Raw genomic sequence first — 21041 nt, forward strand, 5'->3', positions numbered from 1 at the left:
GACTTGTTATTGATAACGAAAAGCGAGTATAAAAAAGACTGGCGAATCGCCAGCCTTTATTTCAAAGTATGTCCTAACCTAAAAATGTAAAAACATTTTAAGATAGGACAGTATGCTGCTGAATAGCACTAAAAGCTTGGTAGTATGCCAGCTGGAATTAATGAGTTTAGATCTGCTTCAGCAATTATGCCGGAAGCTTCTGCAATATCAGGTGCAAAATATCGATCCTTATCATAGTATGCAACATATTCACGTAATATTGCTTTGGCTTGTTCTATGATTACTGAGCTTTTTAATGGTGCTCTAAAATCTAATCCTTGAGCCGCTGCTAAATACTCAACGGCCAACACACCATTGGTATTCTCTGCCATATCAACTAATCGACGACCAGCGAACGCTGCCATTGACACGTGATCTTCTTGGTTTGCCGAAGTCGGTAAACTATCAACAGACGCAGGGTGTGCGAGTGATTTGTTTTCAGAAGCAAGCGCTGCCGATGTCACTTGTGCGATCATAAAGCCTGAATTAACACCACCATTTTCAACTAAGAACGGCGGTAATTTGCTTAAGTTTGCATCTATCAATAACGCCATTCTTCGCTCAGATAATGAGCCAATTTCAGCTATTGCTAAGGCTAGGTTATCGGCAGCCATGGCAACAGGCTCTGCGTGGAAGTTACCCGCTGAAATAAAGTCACCTTCATTGGCAAACACTAAAGGGTTATCAGTTACGCCATTTGCTTCAACAATTAAAACTTGTGCAGCCTGACGAATTTGTGTCAAGCAGGCACCCATGACTTGTGGCTGACAACGTAAAGAGTATGGATCTTGTACTTTTTCACAGGCTAAATGTGACTGACCAATCTCGGAATCACTTGCTAAAACATGACGATAGGCTGAAGCAGCATCAATTTGACCTTGTTGTCCTCGCACTTGATGTACTCTATCATCAAAAGGAGCTCGAGAGCCTAAAGCAGCCTCAACGGTCATTGAACCGATAGTAACACCAGCAGCAAATAAATCTTCCGCTAAAAATAACCCTTCTAATGCAAACGTTGTTGAAGCTTGTGTGCCATTAAGTAACGCTAAACCTTCTTTAGCTGCTAATGTGATTGGTTGCAAGCCTGCAATTTCAAGACCTTCTGCAGCAGGGATGACTTGATCTTGGTAAGACATTTCTCCCTCACCGAGCAGTGGTAATACCATATGCGATAATGGCGCGAGATCTCCTGAAGCCCCAACAGAACCTTTCTTAGGTACACATGGATACACTTCAGCATTTAATAATGTAATTAAGGCTTGAATAACCTCAAGACGAATACCAGAAAATCCGCGTGCTAACGAGTTAATTTTTAGTACCATCATTAAGCGCACGGTAGCATCTTCCATATACTCGCCAAAACCTGCGGAATGTGAAAGTACAATAGAGCGTTGTAGCAGTTCGAGTTCGTCTTTTTTAATGCGTGTATTAGCAAGTAAACCAAAGCCCGTATTAATACCGTACACAATTTGATCTTTTTCAATCACTTCTTGTACGGCAGCGGCGCTGTTGTTGATGTTTTCGAACGCACTTTCATCTAGTGAATACTTGATACCGTCATAACGGCTTACTGCGCGAAGTTCTGCTAAGGTGAGTTTGCCAGGGATAATTGTTAATTCATTTATCATTTGTCAGCTCCTTTCTTACCGTTTGCGCCGTCGATCATTGGCAGATCTAGACCTTGTTCTTGCGCACATTTAATTGCAATGTCGTAGCCTGCATCTGCATGACGCATTACACCTGTGCCAGGGTCATTCCATAACACTCTTGCTATGCGTTGCTTTGCTGCATCTGTACCATCTGCGACAATAACGACGCCTGCGTGTTGGCTAAAGCCCATACCTACACCACCACCATGATGTAAGCTCACCCATGTTGCACCGCCAGAAGTTGATAATAATGCATTAAGTAGCGGCCAATCTGATACGGCATCTGAGCCGTCTTTCATACTTTCTGTTTCACGATTTGGTGACGCTACTGAACCTGAATCTAAGTGATCACGACCAATGACTACAGGGGCTTTTAGTTCGCCATTCTTAACCATTTCGTTAAAAGCCAGTGCAAGTCGAGCTCTATCTTTCAAGCCAACCCAGCAAATACGAGCTGGTAGCCCTTGAAACGCAATACGCTCTTTAGCCATATCTAGCCAATTATGTAAATGCGGATCATTAGGAATAAGTTCCTTCACTTTTTGATCGGTTTTATAAATATCTTCTGGATCACCAGAGAGTGCTACCCAGCGGAAAGGGCCTACACCCTCACAAAATAATGGGCGAATATAAGCGGGAACAAAACCAGGGAAATCAAATGCATTCGTTACGCCTTCTTCTAACGCCATTTGACGGATGTTGTTACCGTAATCTGTTGTTGCAGCACCTGCCGTTTGTAAGTCTAGCATCGCTTGAACTTGTATAGCCATAGACTGCTTCGCAGCTTTCACAACAGCTGCTTCATCCTTTTGACGCATTTCTGCGGCATATTCCATACTCCAACCTTTTGGTAAATAACCATTTAATGGATCATGAGCTGAAGTTTGGTCAGTAACTACGTCTGGTGTAATTCCACGTTTTACTAATTCTGGAAACACATCAGCGGCGTTGCCAAGTAAACCAACGGAAATTGCTTCGCCCTTAGCACATGCATCGTTAATGATCGCTAGCGCTTCATCAAGATTTGTTGCTTTGACGTCAACATAACGTGTGTTTATTCTAAAATCGATACGTGATTCATCACACTCAACGACTAACGCAGAAAATCCTGCCATGGTTGCAGCTAGAGGTTGAGCACCGCCCATACCACCTAAACCACCAGTAAGTACCCACTTACCTTTAGCATTACCGTTGAAGTGCTGCTTTGCCATGGCGACAAACGTCTCATAGGTACCTTGTACAATGCCTTGAGAGCCAATATAAATCCATGAACCTGCGGTCATTTGGCCGTACATCATTAAGCCTTGCTTATCTAACTCGTTAAAATGTTCCCAGTTCCCCCAATTCGGTACCAGGTTTGAATTGGCAATTAATACTCTAGGGGCATCGGCGTGTGTGCGGAAAACACCGACAGGTTTACCAGACTGAACAAGTAAGGTTTCGTCGTTTTCTAAGCGATCTAATGTTTCAACAATCTTGTCATAACATTGCCAATCCCGCGCGGCACGGCCAATGCCACCATAGACAACAAGTGATTGCGGATGTTCTGCAACTTCATCATCTAAATTATTCATTAGCATGCGTTTTGCTGCTTCTGTTAACCAGCTTTTAGCTGTTATTTCACTGCCACGCGCAGCGCGGATCTTACGAGTGGTGTCTAATCTTTTGTCGATAGTCATGTGCTATTCCTAACGAAGGTATGTTTAAAAAGTTAAATGGCTGCCTAAGCGATATTTATCACCTGGTGCAGTCAATGTTGCTAAGCTAACGACACCATGGCTTGACCAAGTTCGACGTTTGACTTGTAAACATGGTGTTGTAGCTGATATTTCAAGTAATTTACAAATTTCAGGTGCAGCAAGGACTGCCTCAATTTCGTGTGTTGCTTCTGTTAATGGTGCTTCATTAGATAAATATTCGTGCGGCGTAATATTGGTAAAATTTTGCAGCAAATAATCAGGTACTAGGCGAGGATTAACAAACCGTTGTTCAAGTTGGATAGGCTGTTTATTTTCTAAATGTAAAACTTCAGAGTAATAGACACGATCTTTTTGTTTCATACCTAATAATATTGCCAATTCTTCGGTAACCTCTACAGCTGTTAAGGCAAGTTGTAGTGCTTGATGTTCATGGCCTCGGTCATTTATTTCGTCAGCAATATTACGAATTTCTAATACTGAAGACTGCGATTTAAATGTAGCAACAAAAGTACCTGCACCTTGAGTACGCACTAACAAACCTTGTTCTGTAAGTTCTTGAAGTGCGCGTCTTGCCGTCATACGACTCACTGAAAATTGCTCTGCAAGTTCATTTTCAGAGGGGACTTTGCTATGTTGTAGCCAATTGCCAGATTCAATATTTTGACAAATGTGTTCTTTAATGACGGTAAACTTCGCTGCCTTTGCCTGAGTCATATATACTCTACCTATAAACTGTGTCTATCTATTACACGTTAACTTGTATATACAATGTCATGTTTCTTGTGTTTGGTCAATGGTTGTATATACAAGTTTGCAATAAGCTAATTAATTCGCTAAAGTTGCAGCATTATTATCGGTTATCGAGCACACCATGACACCTAACGTCTCTTCTTGGCACACATTATTTATAAACGTTAACTTAGCTACAATGTCTGACGATTCGACCAGTTACGGTGAATTGCACCAAGCTGCTCTCGCTGTTTCTCATGGAAAAATAGTTTGGATTGGTGAGATGTCAACCTTACCGGCATATAATGTCGATGAAGTTAATGTGGTTGATGGTAAAGGAAAATGGTTAACGCCTGGCCTTATCGATTGCCATACACATATTGTTTACGGTGGTAATCGCGCAAATGAGTTTGAAATGCGTTTACAAGGCGCTAGCTACGAAGATATTGCCAATGCTGGTGGAGGGATAGTATCAACGGTTTCTGCTACTAGAGCAGCATCAGAAGAAATGCTTTTTAATCAAGCACTGCCTCGATTAAAAGCTCTGCATCGTCAAGGTGTTACCACCATTGAAATAAAATCGGGATATGGCTTAGATACGGAAAATGAAGTTAAAATGCTCAAGGTAGCAACAGAACTTTCAAAGCATATTCCTGTGACCGTTAAACGTACCTTTCTTGGGGCTCATGCGTTACCTGTTGAATATAAAGATAACCCCAATGTTTATGTTGACCTTGTTTGCAATGAAATGTTGCCGGCTGTTATTGATCAAAACCTCGCTGATGCTGTCGATGTGTTTTGTGAAAATATTGGTTTTACACGAGCACAGACTGAACAAGTATTTAAAGCGGCATCTAAAGCAAACTTGCCAGTCAAAGTCCATGCGGAACAGTTGTCAAATATTGGAGGTACTGAATTAGCAGCGCAGTTTAATGCGTTATCTTCAGATCACGTTGAATATTTAGATGAAGCTGGTATTAAAGCCATGAAAGATAGCAATATGACGGCGGTATTATTACCAGGTGCTTTCTATTTTTTGCGTGAAACACAGCTTCCGCCAATTGCTTTGCTACGTGAGTATGGTGTACCCATGGCTATAGCGACAGATGCAAACCCCGGCTCTTCGCCGGTACATTCATTACAGTTAATGTTAAATATGGCTTGTACGCTATTTCGATTAACGCCTACTGAAGCACTCGCAGGCGTTACGTGTAATGGCGCTAAAGCATTAGGACTTGCAAAGAGTAAAGGTCAATTGGCTGTTGGTTATGATGCTGACATCGCGATGTGGGATATATGCCAACCTGCGGAGTTATGTTATCAGTATGGTGTGAATCCATTGACAATGTTGGTCAAAGAGGGAAGTATTGTTATTTCCCACTAATCTAGCTGTACAAAAAGTGTTCGATTGGTTAATCTTAAAGTATCCCGCTCCGGTTTGCTGTTGAAAGGTGCGTTATCGTGAACAACTGTAATCATTTAACTTTGCGTATTTGCGCACTCATACTGGCGCTATTAATTTCGTCTCCAACTTATGCAGCGCAAAGTTTGTTTAATTTAACGTTTAAATTTTCAGATATCTTAGTTGCGTTTTTTATCGGTATGTGTGCCACATTTTTGATTAAATTAATACGATTTCAAACCCAGAAAAAAACAGATTCATTAGATGATGAAACAACGAGTGAAGAAGAAGTTTCTCGAGACTTAGTTACTAACTTGCCTCTTATGCAACGTGGCGTTGCAGCGTTGTCAGCCTTTATAAAAGCAAAAGGTGCGGATAATGTTGCCGTTATTGCCTTTAAACCAGTTAATTTTGAACAAATGAATAATGTCTTAGGACATAAAAATGCCGACTTATTATTATTACAGTTCGCTTATAAGATGCAGCTTGGGCTGAGTGATAATAAGTTACTATTAAACTTAGGAACAGCAAGTAAGCCGATCAAGCTTTGTCGGTTACAAGGTTTAGATTTTGCTGTTTTTGTGGATAAAAGTGTTTTTGAGCACCCTGAAAATTTTATTATTGACGATTTATGTCAAACATTAATAAAAACAGTACCGCAAGCGATAAGCGTTAAAAATTGTTCTTTAAATTTTGATTTGGTACTTGGTGTTAGTACAGGCAGCGCTCAACACCATGCTAATCAGCTGATTACTGAAGCTTGCGATGCATTAATTCAAGCTGAGCGTTTAGGGCAAACCAAGTGTTATTATGAACAGCGCCATGTATTGCACGGCGAAATGCGATTAGCGCATATGGAGAAGCTTCGAAATTATCAACAAACAGGTAAGCTTGAATCGCTTGTTTTACCACAAGTTTCTTGTAGTAAAGATACCGTTGTCGGTTTTGAGATGGCACTCGATTGGCAAACATATTTCGGCAATGCTATGTCAAAAGAAGAGTTTGAAGAAATGGCGGCGTTCAGCAATGTTATTTACCCACTAACAAAAATGTTAATTAAAGACGCATTTTCGGTTTTAAAAATTGCGAATAGCCAGAAACTTTCTGCGACTGTTTCAGTAAATCTAAATAGCAGTGTTTTATTGGAAGCTGAACTAGCCGATTACATCGAAACGCAAGCAGAACAGCATGGCGTTGCAATAAATCAACTTATTATCGAGCTCAATGAAAAGGTATTGTTGTCGAGTGCCTTTAGAGCAAGAATGATGATAGACCAGTTAAAAGCATTAGGTATTAAAATTGCTGTTGATGAATTTTCAGGCAGCTATGAAGCGTTAAAGTACTTGCGTCGTGCTGCGGTGCATCAGGTTAAAATCGATTGTAGCCATATTGATGACACGGCTGGTTATCGTGTAGACAAAACCATTGTTAATGCGTTAATTAATTTAATTAGAAAGATGGATATTATGGTTGTGGGTACAGGCATGGATAGGCTGTCGATCAAAGAAAACTATGAGGCAATTGGCGGAGATGTTGCTCAAGGAAAACTTGTTCATAGAGGCTTAAAAAAAGAACAAGTTTTAGATTGGTGTATAAGCCGCCAAAGCCAAGCAAGCAAAGTCAGTTAATTATTCGATATCTAGAGCATCTGGTGAAAGTATAATCCCGGTGTTATCGGCATAAATATGATCATCAGGCAAAAACGTAACGCCACCAAAATTTATGGGTAAATCAGTTTCACCATGTGCTTCATCAGTCGCGCCAACAGGGATAGAAACTAAACCTTGGATGCCCATATCAATGTCTTCTAGCATGTCGACATCACGTACACTACCAAAGCAAACAATGCCTTCCCAATTATTTTTTGCAGCGGCTTCAGCGATGTAATTGTCAATAAGTGCTCTTCGTGTTGAACCACCACCATCAATGACAAGTACTTTACCTGTACCATCTGTTTCAACAATTTGAGAAATCAAGCCGTTTGTTTCAAAGCATTTAACGGTCACGACTTGGCCCCCAAACGAACTTCTACCACCGTAGTTGCAAAAAATAGGTTCGACAACATCAATTAAATCGGCATACAAGTTACACAATTCAGACGTATTGTATTCCACAGTAGAATCCTTCTTGGGGTTGATAGTATTGCATTAGCGTCTAGTATACAGGGCTTATATCACTTAACAAGTCAACAAAAGAAAATGAACTTGTAATCATTAGTAAAAGGCTATTTAATGCGTCTAGTTAACAGTAACTTCTCATTTAGGTAATTGTGTTTTGATGCAAGACAGCACATATGCATTAGGTTTTTTTTACATATTTCAATTGTGTATGTCAGGAGCGTTGGCATTTTTATTATATCAATATTTTAAAGATGTAGGTCATGGCTTCGTTAAGTATTGGGCGCTGGGCTTTATTTGTTTAGCGGTAAAGTTCTTGTCAATGGCGCTTCAAAATTTTACACCAGCAATACCGGATACTGATTGGTTAAAAATATTTATTGCTATAGGTGGTCAGATAGGTGCTTATAGCTTTGCACTGTTTTTCGTTTTTGGCTTTTTAGAATCATTAAATAAATTTTCAACGCTTTTAAAGTATCGAATTTGGCTAGTAAGTGCGGCTGTTATTTTTGCGACTACCGTTACTTTGGTATTTTCTCAAGATATATATGGTGCATTTAATCGCTTTTATATTCGAGTAAGTTTACTAGATTTTATTTTGTCGGGTGTGTTTTTTGGTGTTTCTGTATTACTCATGAATAGTCAAAAACGCTTTTTCGCGGCTAAAATGCTCATCACCATTTGTCTTATTTTGAGTGTACGTTTTGTCATTTTTTCGTTTCTGTCCGTTGTGATGTTGCGCGAAACGCAGTTTACGCAAATAGAACTTATCTTTCGCTATTTTGATTTTGCCTGTTACGCCATGCTTGGTGTAAGTTTGCTCCTATGGATGCAGGGAGCAGAAAGGAATGCGGCAGAACAGGCAATTAATCGTGCAACGTATATGGGAAAACACGATATGCTAACTGGCGCACTAAATCGTGAACAAGTTATTGAAAACATCCCTTCAGCCATTGAAGCGGCTGTAAATAAAAGACTTAAACTGGCCATATACCTTATTGATCTAAAAAGGTTTAAGTTTATAAATGACACCTACGGTTTGAAAATAGGTGATTTGGTGTTAGGGAAAGTCGCTAAGCGGTTGAAACAAAGTATATTACTACCACAAGTTGTGGGACGTATAAGTGGTGACTCATTTGTCTTTGCTATTGAAATAGGTGACGAGGGCCAATTAGAAAAAGCTGCTCAACATATACATGACGTTATCTCACGCGCTTATCGAGTTAATAATCAAGAAATACATTTACAGGCAAGTGTTGGTTATTGTTTATCGCCTCAAGATGGAGACGATGCGGAAAATTTATTGCACAAGGCTAATTTAGCACTATTTCGCGCTGAAAATCGTAATATTCCAAGTATGCGTTATTCAACGGGCATGCAAGCAGATGGGAGCCATTTACCTGCTGCTGAAAAAGCAATTCGATTGGGTATTCAAAACAATGAGTTTTTGTTGTATTTTCAACCGCAATTAAACCTTGTTAGTAATCGTATTGAAGGCGTTGAAGCGTTGGTGCGTTGGCAACATCCAGAACGTGGATTGTTGCAACCAGACCAGTTTTTACCTGATTTTGAAGCACTAGCATTAAATAGTGAGCTTGACGGTTATGTTTTAGAGCTTGCTTGTCAAAAGCTCGCTCACTGGTATCTGAATTATAAACGACGTATTACGATTGCCGTAAATGTCAGTGCTGCTGAATTCCAAGACCCAACCTTAGTATCAAAAATTCAAGGGCTATTGTTAAAGTACGATATTCCTTCTAAATATCTTGAATTAGAGATAACTGAAAATGTTGTTATTACCGATATTGAATCAGCCATGGATACGATTGTAACCTTACAAAATATGGGCATTAAGGTGTCGATTGATGATTTTGGTACAGGGTACTCGTCGTTATCTTATTTACGTGAACTTCCTATTGATAAAATAAAAATCGATCGCAGTTTTATTACCGACTTTGCGCGTAATGACTCAGATCTGACTATTGTTAAGTCGATGATTAAACTATCACACGGTTTAGGTAAAAGGGTACTTGCCGAAGGTGTAGAAAGCCAAGAGCAATTAGAATTGTTGAGAAAGCTAGGCTGTGATGCTGTGCAAGGTTTTTATATTAATCGACCGTTAACTGAAGACGCGCTCATTAAACAATTCTCTCGCCGTAGCTAATATGTAAAAAAGTTAAAAAAACACTCTGATTTTTTTAACTTTTGCCGATAATGTCTATACTTACTTTTTAGAAGTCTCTTTTCTTAATACCATCAAAGGGTTGTATCTATGCTGATTAAACACAAGCTAATTGCCAATACCTCAATACTTGGCTTAGCAATGTTATTTATGCTGCTACTCATATCTTATACCGAATCGTCATTGGAAGGGGACATTGAAGTTGCCAGAACGATAGGTAGCATTGAAGTGTCAGTTTTACAATTGCGTCGTCATGAAAAGGATTTTCTCGCCCGTAAGGATATCAAGTACAATGATAAGTTCGATAAAACCTATCAAAAATTAATGGCTGATATTAATCAGCTAGCACAGCTTTTAAGTGAAGATAGTCCGCCAGAAGTTGACAGAATGCGCAGTGTAATTATTGATTATGAGAAGCACTTTAAAAACATGATCGCAGCACAACAGCGTATAGGGCTCAGCCCAACAGATGGATTATACGGTAAATTGCGAGCCTCGGTACATAATGTTGAGGAACTGATTGGTGATAAAGACCACCAAATGTTAAGCATGATGTTGCAGTTACGCCGCAATGAAAAGGACTTCATGCTTCGTATAGATGATAAATATATAAACCGTTGGAATGATAATGCGCAGGACTTTGTAAATTACGTCAATAATAGCGATTTAGCGGCTAATACTAAGACGCAAATCGTCGATAGTATTAGCACTTATCAGGCATCATTTAAAGCCTTAACAGATGCACAGCGTGAATTAGGTTTTAAGGCTGATTTAGGTTTGATGGGCAAGATGCGCGCAGCGGTACATCAAGTCGATAAAAATTTACTCTCCTTAGTTGATACAAGTAAAAAGTTGGTTGACAGTCATACTGATTTTGTCGGCAAGGTGTCAGTAGGCGTATTTGCGACGGTACTTGTTTTTGGTATAGGGTTTACCTATTTCATGAGTAAATCGATTTTAGATGGTGTTAATAATCTTAAAAATACCATGAACCGTGTTGCTGAAACGAAAAACCTCTCTATTAAAGTGGAAACAACAGAAAATGATGAGTTGGCAGAGGTTGCTAGAGTGTTTAATACTATGATTGGCAGCTTTAGAAATCTCATTATTGAGGTTAATCATTCGGTAGATACGGTAAATACCGCGACGCGAAATTTATCGGAGAATATCCATAAGGCGAATGAAGGCGTAGATACGCAAGTACAGCAGACAGATCTTGTTGCTACCGCGGTGACTGAAATGGTAGCGACCGTTGAAGAAATTGCTAAAAATACCCATGATGCAGCAGGTAAAGCCGAAACTACTCATGAAAATGCGCAAAAAGGTAAGGCGGGAGTGGAGTCGACTATTGGGCAAATTGATCATCTGTCTGCAACCTTACTGGAATCAGAAAATGTGGTGCAAGAACTCGCGAAAGATAGTGACACGATAGGTTCAGTATTAGATGTTATTCGTGGCATTGCCGAGCAAACTAATTTACTGGCTTTAAACGCGGCGATAGAAGCTGCTCGCGCTGGTGAACAAGGGCGTGGCTTTGCGGTAGTTGCTGATGAGGTCAGAACGTTAGCGAGTCGAACGCAAGATTCTACACAAGAAATTGAAGGGATTATTACTTCGTTGCAGGCGCGAACTAAAGATATTGTTTCGCATATGGCTGCTTGTAGAACACAAGGACAAGAAAGTGCCGATCAAGCAGCGTCTGCTGGTCAAATGCTTGAAGAGATTACGCTTGATGTTTCCACGATTATGGACATGAATACCGCGATTGCAAGCGCGATACAGCAGCAAAGTGCCGTAGCTCAAGAAGTCAATCAACATGTGGTGATGATCCGCGATGTTGCTGAAGAAGCAGGTAATGCCGCGACACAAAATGCACAAATGAGCGAAGAAGTATCCCAGCAAGCTAATGTACTTGATAAAGAGGTTAATCAGTTTAGCGTTTAATAATGATTTTACATGTTTATAAAAAAACCTAAGCTAATGCTTAGGTTTTTTTTATCATAGAAATAACAGGATGTTTTATAAAATAAAGCGGCTAAGGTCTTCATCTTGCACAACGTCATTAAGTGTTTTAGTGACATATGCTTCATCAATAACCACTGTTTCACCGTGTCTATCGTTGGCAGAGTATGACAACTCTTCAGTCAAGCGTTCCATCATAGTATGTAATCTACGAGCACCAATATTCTCTGTAGATTCATTAACTTGCCAAGCTGCTTTAGCAATTGCTTGAATGCCGTCTTCGCTAAATGATAAGTCAACGCCTTCCGTTGCCAGTAGAGCAATGTATTGTTCAGTTAAAGAAGCATTTGGTTCTGTTAAAATACGAACAAAGTCATTGGTTGTTAATGCTTGTAACTCAACACGAATAGGCAGTCGTCCTTGTAATTCAGGGATTAGGTCTGATGGTTTTGCCATTTGAAAAGCACCGGAAGCAATAAATAAGATATGATCGGTTTTCACCATACCATGCTTCGTTGATACGGTAGAGCCTTCTACAAGAGGCAATAGATCACGTTGAACACCTTCACGAGATACATCTGGGCCAGATGAGTCTCCACGCTTACAGATTTTGTCAATTTCATCAACAAAAACAATTCCGTTTTGTTCTACAGCTTCTAATGCTTTAACTTTTATATCTTCTTGATCTACAATTTTCGCGGCTTCTTCTTCTTGTAATGACTTAAATGCATCTTTAATTTTCAACTTTCGCTTTTTGGTTTTTTCCGGCGATAGGTTCTGAAACATATTTTGCAACTGCGAGGTCATGTCTTCCATGCCCGGCGGAGCCATTATTTCTACGCCAACTTGCGGTGCGGCAAGATCTAATTCAATTTCTTTATCGTCAAGTTTGCCTTCACGTAGTTTTTTACGAAATATTTGTCTTGTTGAAGTGTTTTCTGAATTTTCTTCGTTACCAAAAGTATCACGTGCTGGCGGAAGCAGTACATCTAGAATGCGCTCTTCTGCACGTTCTTCAGCAAGATGTTTAACGCGAGCCATTTCTTGCTCTTTGGTCATTTTAAATGCCATATCAGCGAGGTCGCGAATAATGGTTTCTACTTCTTTACCAACATAACCTACTTCAGTAAATTTCGTTGCTTCAACTTTAATAAAAGGTGCATTCGCTAATTTAGCTAATCGGCGGGCAATTTCTGTTTTGCCCACACCTGTTGGGCCAATCATAAGAATGTTTTTAGGTGTTACTTCTTGACGTAGCTCATCGTTTAATTGCATGCGTCGCCATCGATTTCTCAGTGCAATTGCAACAGCGCGTTTAGCATCTGATTGACCAATGATATGGCTATCTAGTTCATGTACGATTTCGCGAGGGGTCATATTAGACATAAAAGATTCCTTTACGCTGGTTATAGTTCATCTAAGGTGTAACTATGGTTTGTGAATACACAGATATCACCAGCGATTTTTAATGATTTTTCAACAATTTCTGTAGCGGTTAATTCGGTATTTTCTAATAATGCTGTGGCAGCTGCTTGAGCAAAGTTTCCGCCACTACCGATGGCGATTAAGTCGTTTTCAGGCTGAACAACGTCGCCGTTACCGGTAATAATTAATGATGCTGTCTCATCAGCTACGGCAAGCAGTGCTTCTAATTTTCGTAAAGCGCGATCACTTCTCCAGTCTTTTGCTAATTCCACGGCTGCCTTAGTCAAGTGGCCTTGATGCATTTCGAGTTTGCTTTCAAAGCGTTCAAATAAGGTAAAGGCGTCGGCGGTACCACCAGCAAACCCTGCTAGTACTTTGTTGTTGTATAAACGACGAACTTTTTTGGCATTTCCTTTCATAACGGTGTTGCCTAAAGAAACTTGTCCGTCTCCACCAATGGCAACTTTACCGTTTCTTCTCACTGATACTATTGTAGTCACGTTAAACCTCTAAAACGGGTGTAGCTAAAGTACGTTAATAATATGCATATCACGCGATTAGCTTTAGCGAGTTAATTACATTGTAGTTAAAATGGGTACGCATGGGGATTTTTCAAGATGATGATGTAATTAAGCCAAATAAGTTTATTTATTTGGCTTAATAAAGTTAGCACATTAACGCTTATTGGCTGTTCATTAAAAAGCGAAAAACATTAACAATGCTTTTTAATCGAAGTTAACGCCATAACCAAACTTGACACGTGGTAATGCCATTTCCGCGTAATTTATGTTTATCGCGCTCAGCATCACGCTTTTTATCATAAGGGCCTAATGAAACTTTATGCCAGGTTCCATTGCTGCCTGTTGAAGCGCTAATAGTCGAAGATAAACCAGCAAAAGCGATAGTTGCTTTCATTTTTTCTGCTTGTTGTTGCGTTCTAAATGAACCGCATTGCATTTTCCATGGCCCTCTATCTTCAACTGTATATTCACCTGCGTCGACTTCTTTTTCTTGCAGTTGCTGCGGATAAGCCCATTTTTCTTTAGGTGGTTTAGGGAGCTCTGTTGCTTTTTTAGTGGCTTGCGTAGATGTCGTTGGTTTTACTTCCTCTGCGGGTTCAATATCTTTTATTGACCATAAAAAGTATCCAAAACAGAGACAAGCGATAAGCGCACCAACGCCTATAAACTTTAATTTCGCAGGAGCAGGGTTAGACTCTGGCGCTTGCTTTTTCTTATATGGGTTCTTTTTGTTTTTTGTACGAGATACGTAATCTTGATGCGTCATTTGTTTACTGCGTAATAACTGGAACTAAAAACTCTCAATAACTCATTGTAACTGAGCAAGTAAAAATTCAAAGCACTATTGAAGAATAATAAGCCTTATTTTTTGCTTTTAAGCAATGTCTGATAAAGATCACTTAAAAACAGTGGCCAACGACTAGCATCCGTGTTACCAACTCAAATCTATCGGATCAACATCGATAGACCACCGTACTTTAGTATTCAAATCATTTTCTTCAACGGCTGAAAGTATGGTCAATATGCCTTGATGAAGTACTTTACGAGAATCTGCTTGCACCAACAAGTGAAAACGAAATTTACCTGCTTTTTTTTCCATTGCTGCGGGCATAGGTCCTGCGAGGTTACACGGAAGAGAAAGCTGACTAATAGACCGTAAAAATTGTTCTGGTAGATAGGGTGTATTTGCTTCTGCACGTATTAGTGCTTGAAAGCTATAAGGCGGTAATTTTGCCCATTGCCGTTCTTGTAAACCTGTTTTTGCAAATTCAGTATATCCTTGATTTACCAACTGGTGCAGTAACGGGTGTTGAGGATATTGAGTTTGAATTAATACTGTTCCAGGTTTACTTGCACGTCCAGCACGGCCTGCAACTTGTTCTAGTAATTGTGCCATATGCTCTGCTGCTCGATAATCAACACTAAACAAAGCACCGTCAATATCTAACATAACGACAAGAGTGACATCAGGGAAATGATGGCCTTTTGCTAACATTTGCGTGCCAATAAGGATGTGATGTTGCTTTTCGGCGACTTGTTCTAAACGTTTACTTAATTCACCTTTTCGCCGCGTGCTATCTCGATCAATTCTAACGACGCTGTGGTCGGTAAACTGTTCACTAAGCCATTGCTCTACTTGTTCAGTACCTTGGCCGACCGGGTTAATGCGAACACTGCCACAATCAGGGCATTGTTTTGGAATGCGTTTTTGACTATTACAATGATGACAGATCAACAACCCTTGTGCCTTGTGTAACGTATAAGGACGATTGCATCGTTGGCAATCAGCCACCCAGTGGCACTCTTTACAGTTTATTGCCGGTGAAAAGCCTCTTCGATTGATAAACACCAGTACTTGTTCGTCTTTGGCTAGTGTGTGTTTTATTGCGCTAATGGTTGCAGGGGTTAATCCTGAAGATAGTGGTTGGCTATTAACATCAATAAGTTTTAGCGATGCAGGCACACTATTGCCCGGCCGTTCAGTTAGTTGATGATAATGGTATTTACCCGTGTTTGCATTGGCTAAAGATTCAAAACTTGGTGTAGCACTACCTAGCACAATCGGTATGTTTTGCTGCCTTGCTCTTAAAATCGCGATATCTCTTCCGTGATAACGAAAACTGTCTTGTTGTTTAAAAGATGGATCATGCTCTTCATCGACAATAATCATCCCTAAATGACGACAAGGCGTAAAAACAGCTGAACGAGTACCTATTATAATTGCAGCGTTTCCTTGCTTTGCTTGTAGCCATGTGGCAAACCTCTCTTTGTCGTTTAGCCCTGAATGATGAAGGAAAACAGGTACGTTGAATCTTTGCTCAAAGCGCGCAAGCATTTGAGGTGTTAGTCCTATTTCAGGCACTAGTACCAATATTTGCTGGTTTTGCGCAAGTACGGGTTCCATTGCTTGAAGGTAAACCTCAGTTTTTCCACTGCCAGTAATGCCATGTAATAAATGACTTTGAAAGGTCGTTTTTCCTTGAGATATTGCTGCAACCGCTAATGCTTGTTCCGTTGATAGTGTTAATCTATCTGCGGAATTTAAATCAGCTTCTTTCCAAGTAAAGGTTTTGGGGATTACTTCAGTGGCATTAATGAGTTGTTTGTTTTCTAGTGCCGTGAGTTGCTGTTTACTATAACCAAGCGTTCTTAGTTCAGGCCAAGTAATGTTTTTATGTTTGTCGATCAGTGATAGCAAGGCTGCTTGTTTTATGGCTCTTTTCTTTGTTAGTTTTTCCAAAGCAAGTGTTATATCTTGCGAGGTTTGCCAAGCGAGTGTTTTTTCAATTTTAACGGGGGATATTTGACGTAACAATACCGGCAATGCATGTTGAAAGACCTCGCCGATAGGATGTTGATAATAGTTAGCAGTTAACGTTAATAGTTTAATAAGTTCTGCTGGAATGGCATTTTCTGGGTTTACACGAGATATAATTGACTTAAGTTTTTGCTGTTCGATATTCATTGGACATTCTGTTTGAATGCTCGTAACAACACCAATTACTTGTCGATGGCCAAATGGCACAAGCACTTGTTCTCCGATCGTAATATCGGTTGTGAGCAAAGGCAATGGGACTATATAAGTAAAGTGCTGCCGCAGCGGTACCGGTATAGCAACTTGAACAAGAAAACAATCAGACAAGGGAAAAAACTATATCAATAAATAGAACTTATATTTTGCGCATTATTATCCGTGATGCCAAGTGATAAATTATTTGGTTATTTTTTCGCTAATTTGTCGTAATTTAACTTGAATAGCGATAGTTAATCCCTTATTATTCGCCCCCATTATTTTTAACGCGTATGGTGCTTAGCGAAGTAGGTTCGACTAAGTGGCGATACGGCCTATATTTAGAGGTTGTCCATGAAAGACGGTATTCACCCTAACTACGTAGAGATCAAGGCTAATTGTTCTTGTGGTAACGTAATTAACACTCGTTCAACAGTTGCAAAAGATCTTCATCTTGATGTATGTTCAGAATGTCATCCATTCTACACTGGTAAGCAAAAAGCTGCTGAAACTGGTGGCCGTGTTGATAAATTCAACAAACGTTTTGGTGCATTAAGCAAGAAATAAGCTTGATAACCCATATGTTTGAAAAAAGCGCCTTAGTGGCGCTTTTTTTATATCTAAAAATAAATTTTATTTTTAAACCCTTTATGAACATACTGCATCTAATTAATTAAACAGCTATTTCGGAATAAGTTTTTGAGTAATTCGCAAGTTATTGATGCTCAGCAACGTTTTCTCCCTGATCAGGATGGAGAGTTGGTCGCACAAGCGCAGCGTGGTGAGCAGCACGCTTTTTTACAATTGTATCAACGGCATTATAAACGTGTTTACGCACTTTGTTGGCGTATGCTAGCAGATAAAGATAGCGCCGAAGATGCCTGCCAAGAAGTTTTTGTACAGCTATGGCAGAAAATTAAAAATTTCCGTGGTGATAGTAAGTTTTCAACGTGGCTACACAGTGTCGCGACAAATGTTGTATTAGGGCATATTCGTAAGCAAAAAACGTGGATACAACGTGTTTTTAGTATAGAAGAAAAATATGTTGAGGAACAATCTGCCACGATGTCTGATCAAGCAGAAGTAAGCTTGCTTGATCAGAAGATACAGCAATTACCAGAACGTGCACGTATTGTTTTTGTGCTCTTCGCCGTAGAAGGATATCGGCATGAAGAGATTGCAAATATGATGGGCATGGCTGTTGGGTCGAGTAAGGCGCAATACCATCGGGCTAAAACATTGTTAAAAGAAGCATTAAGTGAGTAGTAGCATGAAGACAGAAATTACTGACAACTTACTACAAGAGCAGGTGAAGCAATTACCTAAAGAAATATCACCAGAGCGAGATTTATGGCAGGGTATTGAATTAGCAATTTCACAACAGCCTGCTCAAGGTAAGCCATTAAAACGTGTATATTATCCAGTTGCTTGGGCAGCAAGTATTGTTTTTGTTATTACACTTTCGTGGTTTAACTTGTCGCCTCAATCAGATGTAAAGGCGCCACAACAAAGTTTTGCGCAAGTGATGCAGCATGACTTTGAGCAGCAAAAGCAGTTAATGCTTACCAGTTTAGGTCAACCTGATTTAACAAACTTATCGCCCAAAATGCAGACACAATTGACCGAATTGCAAGAAGCCAGAGACGCTATTCAAAAGGCATTAGCGAAAGATGAAAGTAACGGTGACCTGCTCAACTTATTGCGTTGGACGCAAAAGCAAGAATTGGATTTATTGAAAAAGTTATATAGCCCGCAATGGCAAACGATTTAGAGGAAAGGTGTATGAAGAAGTTACTATTAATTGCAGGCGCCTTAACTGCGCTAAGCTCGTGGTCTGTGCTAGCTAATGAACGTGTTGATGAAACTGTTCAAGCCGAAGGGGTTGGTAAAATTTCCATCGACAACTTACGTGGTAAGGTTTTGATTGAAGGCTGGGATAAAACTGAAGTGTCGGTCAAGGGTGAACTTGATGAACAAACACAGCGCTTTATTTTTGAGCGAAATGGCAATGCGGTTAAAATCAAAGTTAAGGTCAAGAATAGTTATCGAGGAGGAGATAATAGTGACGGTTCTGATCTTGTCGTGATGGTGCCTCGTGATGTGAGAGTTGATTTTGCTGGGGTTTCTTCAGATTTTACATTAAAGCGTATTGAAAAAGGTGTTGAAGGTAAAACTGTTAGTGGCGATCTACACGTCAGTAACATTGGTGGTCAGACGGAAATAGCAACAGTGAGTGGTGATATTGTCAGTCGTCAACTTAGCGGTAAGATATTACTGAATACCGTCAGTGGTGATATTGAAGATACTGAGTCGAAAGGGCGATTAAAAATTCGCGCGGTAAGTGGTAATGTTAAAACGCTATCAAAAGCGCGTGAAGTTGACTTAAGTGTCGTTTCTGGTGAAATTGAGTTTATGCTAGGTAGCATTGATGATTTAGAGTTGTCTGCCGTAAGCGGTGAAATAGCGGGAGAATTAACGTTGGCAGATAGCGCTCGTGTAAAAATGTCGTCAGTAAGTGGTGATATCGGGCTGAAGTTTAACGAAGACGTAAACGCCACGTTTCGTTTGAAAACTCATGCTGGTGGCGACTTGATCAACAAAATAACTGATGACAGAGCTCAAGAGAGTAAATACTCACCTCGCGCTAAGTTATACTTTGACACAGGAAACGGTAGCGCTTCCGTTAAAGGCACAACAGTTAGTGGCACAATAAGATTAACAAAATAACATGTTCATGAGTGGCTTATCAAAAGTCACTCACAATCTTACTCGCTTATTCTTTACTTAAAACGTTTTTCTAAGTCATAATACTCGCCTTACTCATCAGCTTGCTATTTAGCAATAAAAACGCTGAATTCGATAAATCAACACAGGTGTTATGAATGGCAGATCGCAAGCCAGCAAACTTTTCCAGAAATAGTAAAAAGCACGATCAACTCGTGGATGAGTTGAAAGTACCACCACATTCGCTTGAGGCTGAACAGTCTGTGTTAGGGGGGCTACTGTTAGACAACGAAGCATGGGACCGTGTTTCAGAGCGCGTAGTTGCCGAAGACTTTTATAGTCGTTCTCATCGAATTGCGTTTGAAACCATTGGGGGCTTAATAGAATTAGGTGATCCCGTTGATTTGATCACGCTTTCAGAAGCCTTGGAAAATGATCAAAAGCTAGATGATGCCGGTGGATTTGTTTATCTCGCTGAAATGATGAAAAACACGCCAAGTGCTGCCAACATCACCGCATATGCTGAAATCGTTCGAGAACGTGCTGTAACGCGTGAAATGATTTCAGTCGCGAATGAAATTGCCGAAGCGGGGTTTGATTCTCAAGGAAGAAGCAGTGCTGAGTTACTCGATTTAGCAGAAACACGAGTGTTTCAAATTGCTGAAAAGCGAGCAAATAAATCAGAAGGCCCTGAAAACATCAACGATGTATTAGAAAAAACCGTAGATAGAATTGAGAAATTATACCAGCAGCCTCATGATGGTGTTACGGGGGTAACGACAGGTTTTTCTGATTTGGATAAGATGACTGCAGGCATGCAACCTTCTGATCTTATTATTGTTGCAGCACGACCTTCGATGGGTAAAACGACATTCGCAATGAACTTGTGTGAAAGTGCAGCAATGACGTCAGACAAACCTTGTTTGATTTTTTCACTTGAGATGCCGTCTGAACAAATCATGATGAGAATGCTTGCATCACTCGGTCGTATCGACCAAACAAAAATTAGAACAGGTCAATTGAACGATGAAGATTGGGCACGTTTGTCATCGACTATGGGCTTGTTACTTGAAAAGGGTAAGATGTTTATCGATGATTCAGCGGGCTTAACCCCTACTGAAGTGCGTTCAAGAGCTCGACGCGTAGCCCGAGATAACGGCGGTTTAAGTATGATTATGGTTGATTACTTGCAATTAATGCGTGCGCCGCAGTTTTCGGATAATAGAACGTTAGAAATTGCGGAAATATCACGTTCATTAAAAGCACTGGCAAAAGAATTAGAGATTCCAGTGGTTGCGTTATCTCAGTTAAACCGAAGCTTGGAGCAACGTTCAGACAAGCGACCGGTAAACTCAGATTTACGTGAATCAGGGTCAATTGAGCAAGATGCGGATTTGATCATGTTTATCTACCGTGATGAGGTTTATCACGACGATTCCGAATTTAAAGGTATGGCTGAGATTATAATAGGTAAACAGCGTAATGGCCCAATAGGCCGTGTAGCACTTACGTTCCAAGGTCAGTTTTCTCGTTTCGATAACTATGCTGGCCCACATATATTAGAAGAAGATTAATACGTAA

17 protein-coding genes are annotated in these 21041 nt (G+C 40.1%); 9 read left to right on the top strand and 8 right to left on the bottom strand.

Annotation, left to right across the window (positions count from 1 at the left end; all coding sequences use genetic code 11):
• Nucleotides 1-128 precede the first annotated feature (128 nt).
• The 3 genes from hutH to hutC are packed head-to-tail and all read right to left on the bottom strand — an operon-like array spanning nucleotide 129 to nucleotide 4102.
• Nucleotides 129-1667, bottom strand: a complete 1539-nt coding sequence (gene hutH, locus QUE09_RS02490; protein ID WP_286234623.1) for a histidine ammonia-lyase — start codon at nucleotides 1665-1667, stop codon at nucleotides 129-131.
• Nucleotides 1664-3361 (bottom strand): urocanate hydratase, encoded by a 1698-nt coding sequence (gene hutU, locus QUE09_RS02495; RefSeq protein WP_286235868.1) that lies wholly within the window; start codon nucleotides 3359-3361, stop codon nucleotides 1664-1666. Before hutU ends, hutH begins: the two co-directional genes overlap by 4 nt.
• A gap of 30 nt (nucleotides 3362-3391) precedes the next feature.
• The gene (gene hutC, locus QUE09_RS02500) at nucleotides 3392-4102 is read right to left on the bottom strand and encodes a histidine utilization transcriptional repressor HutC (protein WP_286234624.1); all 711 of its coding nucleotides are present in this window, start codon (nucleotides 4100-4102) and stop codon (nucleotides 3392-3394) included.
• A gap of 157 nt (nucleotides 4103-4259) precedes the next feature.
• On the opposite strand from hutC, the gene hutI reads away from it, so the two are divergent.
• Together hutI and QUE09_RS02510 are read left to right on the top strand one after the other, a co-directional pair.
• Nucleotides 4260-5501 carry an imidazolonepropionase gene (hutI, locus tag QUE09_RS02505; protein WP_286234625.1) on the top strand — a complete coding sequence of 414 codons (1242 nt, stop codon included), beginning with the start codon at nucleotides 4260-4262 and terminating at the stop codon, nucleotides 5499-5501.
• Between the two features lie 77 nt (nucleotides 5502-5578).
• A complete protein-coding gene (locus QUE09_RS02510) occupies nucleotides 5579-7147 on the top strand; it encodes an EAL domain-containing protein (protein ID WP_286234626.1) in 1569 nt (522 codons plus the stop codon).
• On the opposite strand, the gene rraA is transcribed toward QUE09_RS02510, so the two are convergent.
• On the bottom strand, nucleotides 7148-7633 hold the full coding sequence (gene rraA, locus QUE09_RS02515) for a ribonuclease E activity regulator RraA (protein ID WP_286234627.1): 486 nt from the start codon (nucleotides 7631-7633) through the stop codon (nucleotides 7148-7150).
• Between the two features lie 163 nt (nucleotides 7634-7796).
• Here rraA and QUE09_RS02520 point away from each other — a divergent pair, with 163 nt between their 5' ends.
• Together QUE09_RS02520 and QUE09_RS02525 are read left to right on the top strand one after the other, a co-directional pair.
• Complete coding sequence (locus tag QUE09_RS02520) at nucleotides 7797-9800, top strand: EAL domain-containing protein (protein ID WP_286234628.1); 2004 nt, start codon at nucleotides 7797-7799, stop codon at nucleotides 9798-9800.
• 108 nt (nucleotides 9801-9908) lie between these two features.
• The gene (locus QUE09_RS02525) at nucleotides 9909-11762 is read left to right on the top strand and encodes a methyl-accepting chemotaxis protein (protein ID WP_286234630.1); all 1854 of its coding nucleotides are present in this window, start codon (nucleotides 9909-9911) and stop codon (nucleotides 11760-11762) included.
• Between the two features lie 75 nt (nucleotides 11763-11837).
• On the opposite strand, the gene hslU is transcribed toward QUE09_RS02525, so the two are convergent.
• From hslU to priA, 4 genes are all read right to left on the bottom strand, one after another.
• On the bottom strand, nucleotides 11838-13166 hold the full coding sequence (gene hslU, locus QUE09_RS02530) for an ATP-dependent protease ATPase subunit HslU (RefSeq protein ID WP_286234631.1): 1329 nt from the start codon (nucleotides 13164-13166) through the stop codon (nucleotides 11838-11840).
• Between the two features lie 20 nt (nucleotides 13167-13186).
• On the bottom strand, nucleotides 13187-13705 hold the full coding sequence (gene hslV / locus QUE09_RS02535) for an ATP-dependent protease subunit HslV (protein ID WP_286234632.1): 519 nt from the start codon (nucleotides 13703-13705) through the stop codon (nucleotides 13187-13189).
• 235 nt (nucleotides 13706-13940) lie between these two features.
• Entirely contained in the window at nucleotides 13941-14492 is a 552-nt protein-coding gene (locus QUE09_RS02540; protein ID WP_286234633.1) for an SPOR domain-containing protein, read from the bottom strand.
• A 165-nt stretch (nucleotides 14493-14657) separates the two neighbouring features.
• Complete coding sequence (gene priA, locus QUE09_RS02545; protein WP_286234634.1) at nucleotides 14658-16868, bottom strand: primosomal protein N'; 2211 nt, start codon at nucleotides 16866-16868, stop codon at nucleotides 14658-14660.
• 222 nt (nucleotides 16869-17090) lie between these two features.
• Here priA and rpmE point away from each other — a divergent pair, with 222 nt between their 5' ends.
• The 5 genes from rpmE (at nucleotide 17091) to dnaB (ending at nucleotide 21034) form a co-directional block, all read left to right on the top strand.
• Nucleotides 17091-17303, top strand: coding sequence for a 50S ribosomal protein L31 (rpmE, locus tag QUE09_RS02550; RefSeq protein ID WP_286234635.1), 213 nt, complete (start codon nucleotides 17091-17093; stop codon nucleotides 17301-17303).
• Between the two features lie 132 nt (nucleotides 17304-17435).
• Nucleotides 17436-18002, top strand: coding sequence for an RNA polymerase sigma factor (locus QUE09_RS02555; protein WP_286234636.1), 567 nt, complete (start codon nucleotides 17436-17438; stop codon nucleotides 18000-18002).
• A 4-nt stretch (nucleotides 18003-18006) separates the two neighbouring features.
• Complete coding sequence (locus tag QUE09_RS02560; RefSeq protein ID WP_286234637.1) at nucleotides 18007-18507, top strand: hypothetical protein; 501 nt, start codon at nucleotides 18007-18009, stop codon at nucleotides 18505-18507.
• Between the two features lie 11 nt (nucleotides 18508-18518).
• A complete protein-coding gene (locus QUE09_RS02565; RefSeq protein WP_286234638.1) occupies nucleotides 18519-19463 on the top strand; it encodes a DUF4097 family beta strand repeat-containing protein in 945 nt (314 codons plus the stop codon).
• A gap of 155 nt (nucleotides 19464-19618) precedes the next feature.
• Nucleotides 19619-21034 (top strand): replicative DNA helicase, encoded by a 1416-nt coding sequence (dnaB, locus tag QUE09_RS02570; protein ID WP_286234639.1) that lies wholly within the window; start codon nucleotides 19619-19621, stop codon nucleotides 21032-21034.
• The last annotated feature ends 7 nt before the right edge of the window (nucleotides 21035-21041 follow it).

This window comes from Thalassotalea sediminis (assembly GCF_030295915.1).
GTDB classification, from domain to species: domain Bacteria; phylum Pseudomonadota; class Gammaproteobacteria; order Enterobacterales; family Alteromonadaceae; genus Thalassotalea_C; species Thalassotalea_C sediminis.

What these genes read in the sequence shown, in the direction of transcription:
- hutH (WP_286234623.1), bottom strand. Translation starts at nt 1,667, where the DNA reads ATGATAAATGAATTAACAATTATCCCTGGCAAACTCACCTTAGCAGAA.
- hutC (WP_286234624.1), bottom strand. Translation starts at nt 4,102, where the DNA reads ATGACTCAGGCAAAGGCAGCGAAGTTTACCGTCATTAAAGAACACATT.
- hutI (WP_286234625.1), top strand. Translation starts at nt 4,260, where the DNA reads ATGACACCTAACGTCTCTTCTTGGCACACATTATTTATAAACGTTAAC.
- QUE09_RS02520 (WP_286234628.1), top strand. Translation starts at nt 7,797, where the DNA reads ATGCAAGACAGCACATATGCATTAGGTTTTTTTTACATATTTCAATTG.
- QUE09_RS02525 (WP_286234630.1), top strand. Translation starts at nt 9,909, where the DNA reads ATGCTGATTAAACACAAGCTAATTGCCAATACCTCAATACTTGGCTTA.
- hslU (WP_286234631.1), bottom strand. Translation starts at nt 13,166, where the DNA reads ATGTCTAATATGACCCCTCGCGAAATCGTACATGAACTAGATAGCCAT.
- QUE09_RS02540 (WP_286234633.1), bottom strand. Translation starts at nt 14,492, where the DNA reads ATGACGCATCAAGATTACGTATCTCGTACAAAAAACAAAAAGAACCCA.
- rpmE (WP_286234635.1), top strand. Translation starts at nt 17,091, where the DNA reads ATGAAAGACGGTATTCACCCTAACTACGTAGAGATCAAGGCTAATTGT.
- QUE09_RS02560 (WP_286234637.1), top strand. Translation starts at nt 18,007, where the DNA reads ATGAAGACAGAAATTACTGACAACTTACTACAAGAGCAGGTGAAGCAA.
- QUE09_RS02565 (WP_286234638.1), top strand. Translation starts at nt 18,519, where the DNA reads ATGAAGAAGTTACTATTAATTGCAGGCGCCTTAACTGCGCTAAGCTCG.
- dnaB (WP_286234639.1), top strand. Translation starts at nt 19,619, where the DNA reads ATGGCAGATCGCAAGCCAGCAAACTTTTCCAGAAATAGTAAAAAGCAC.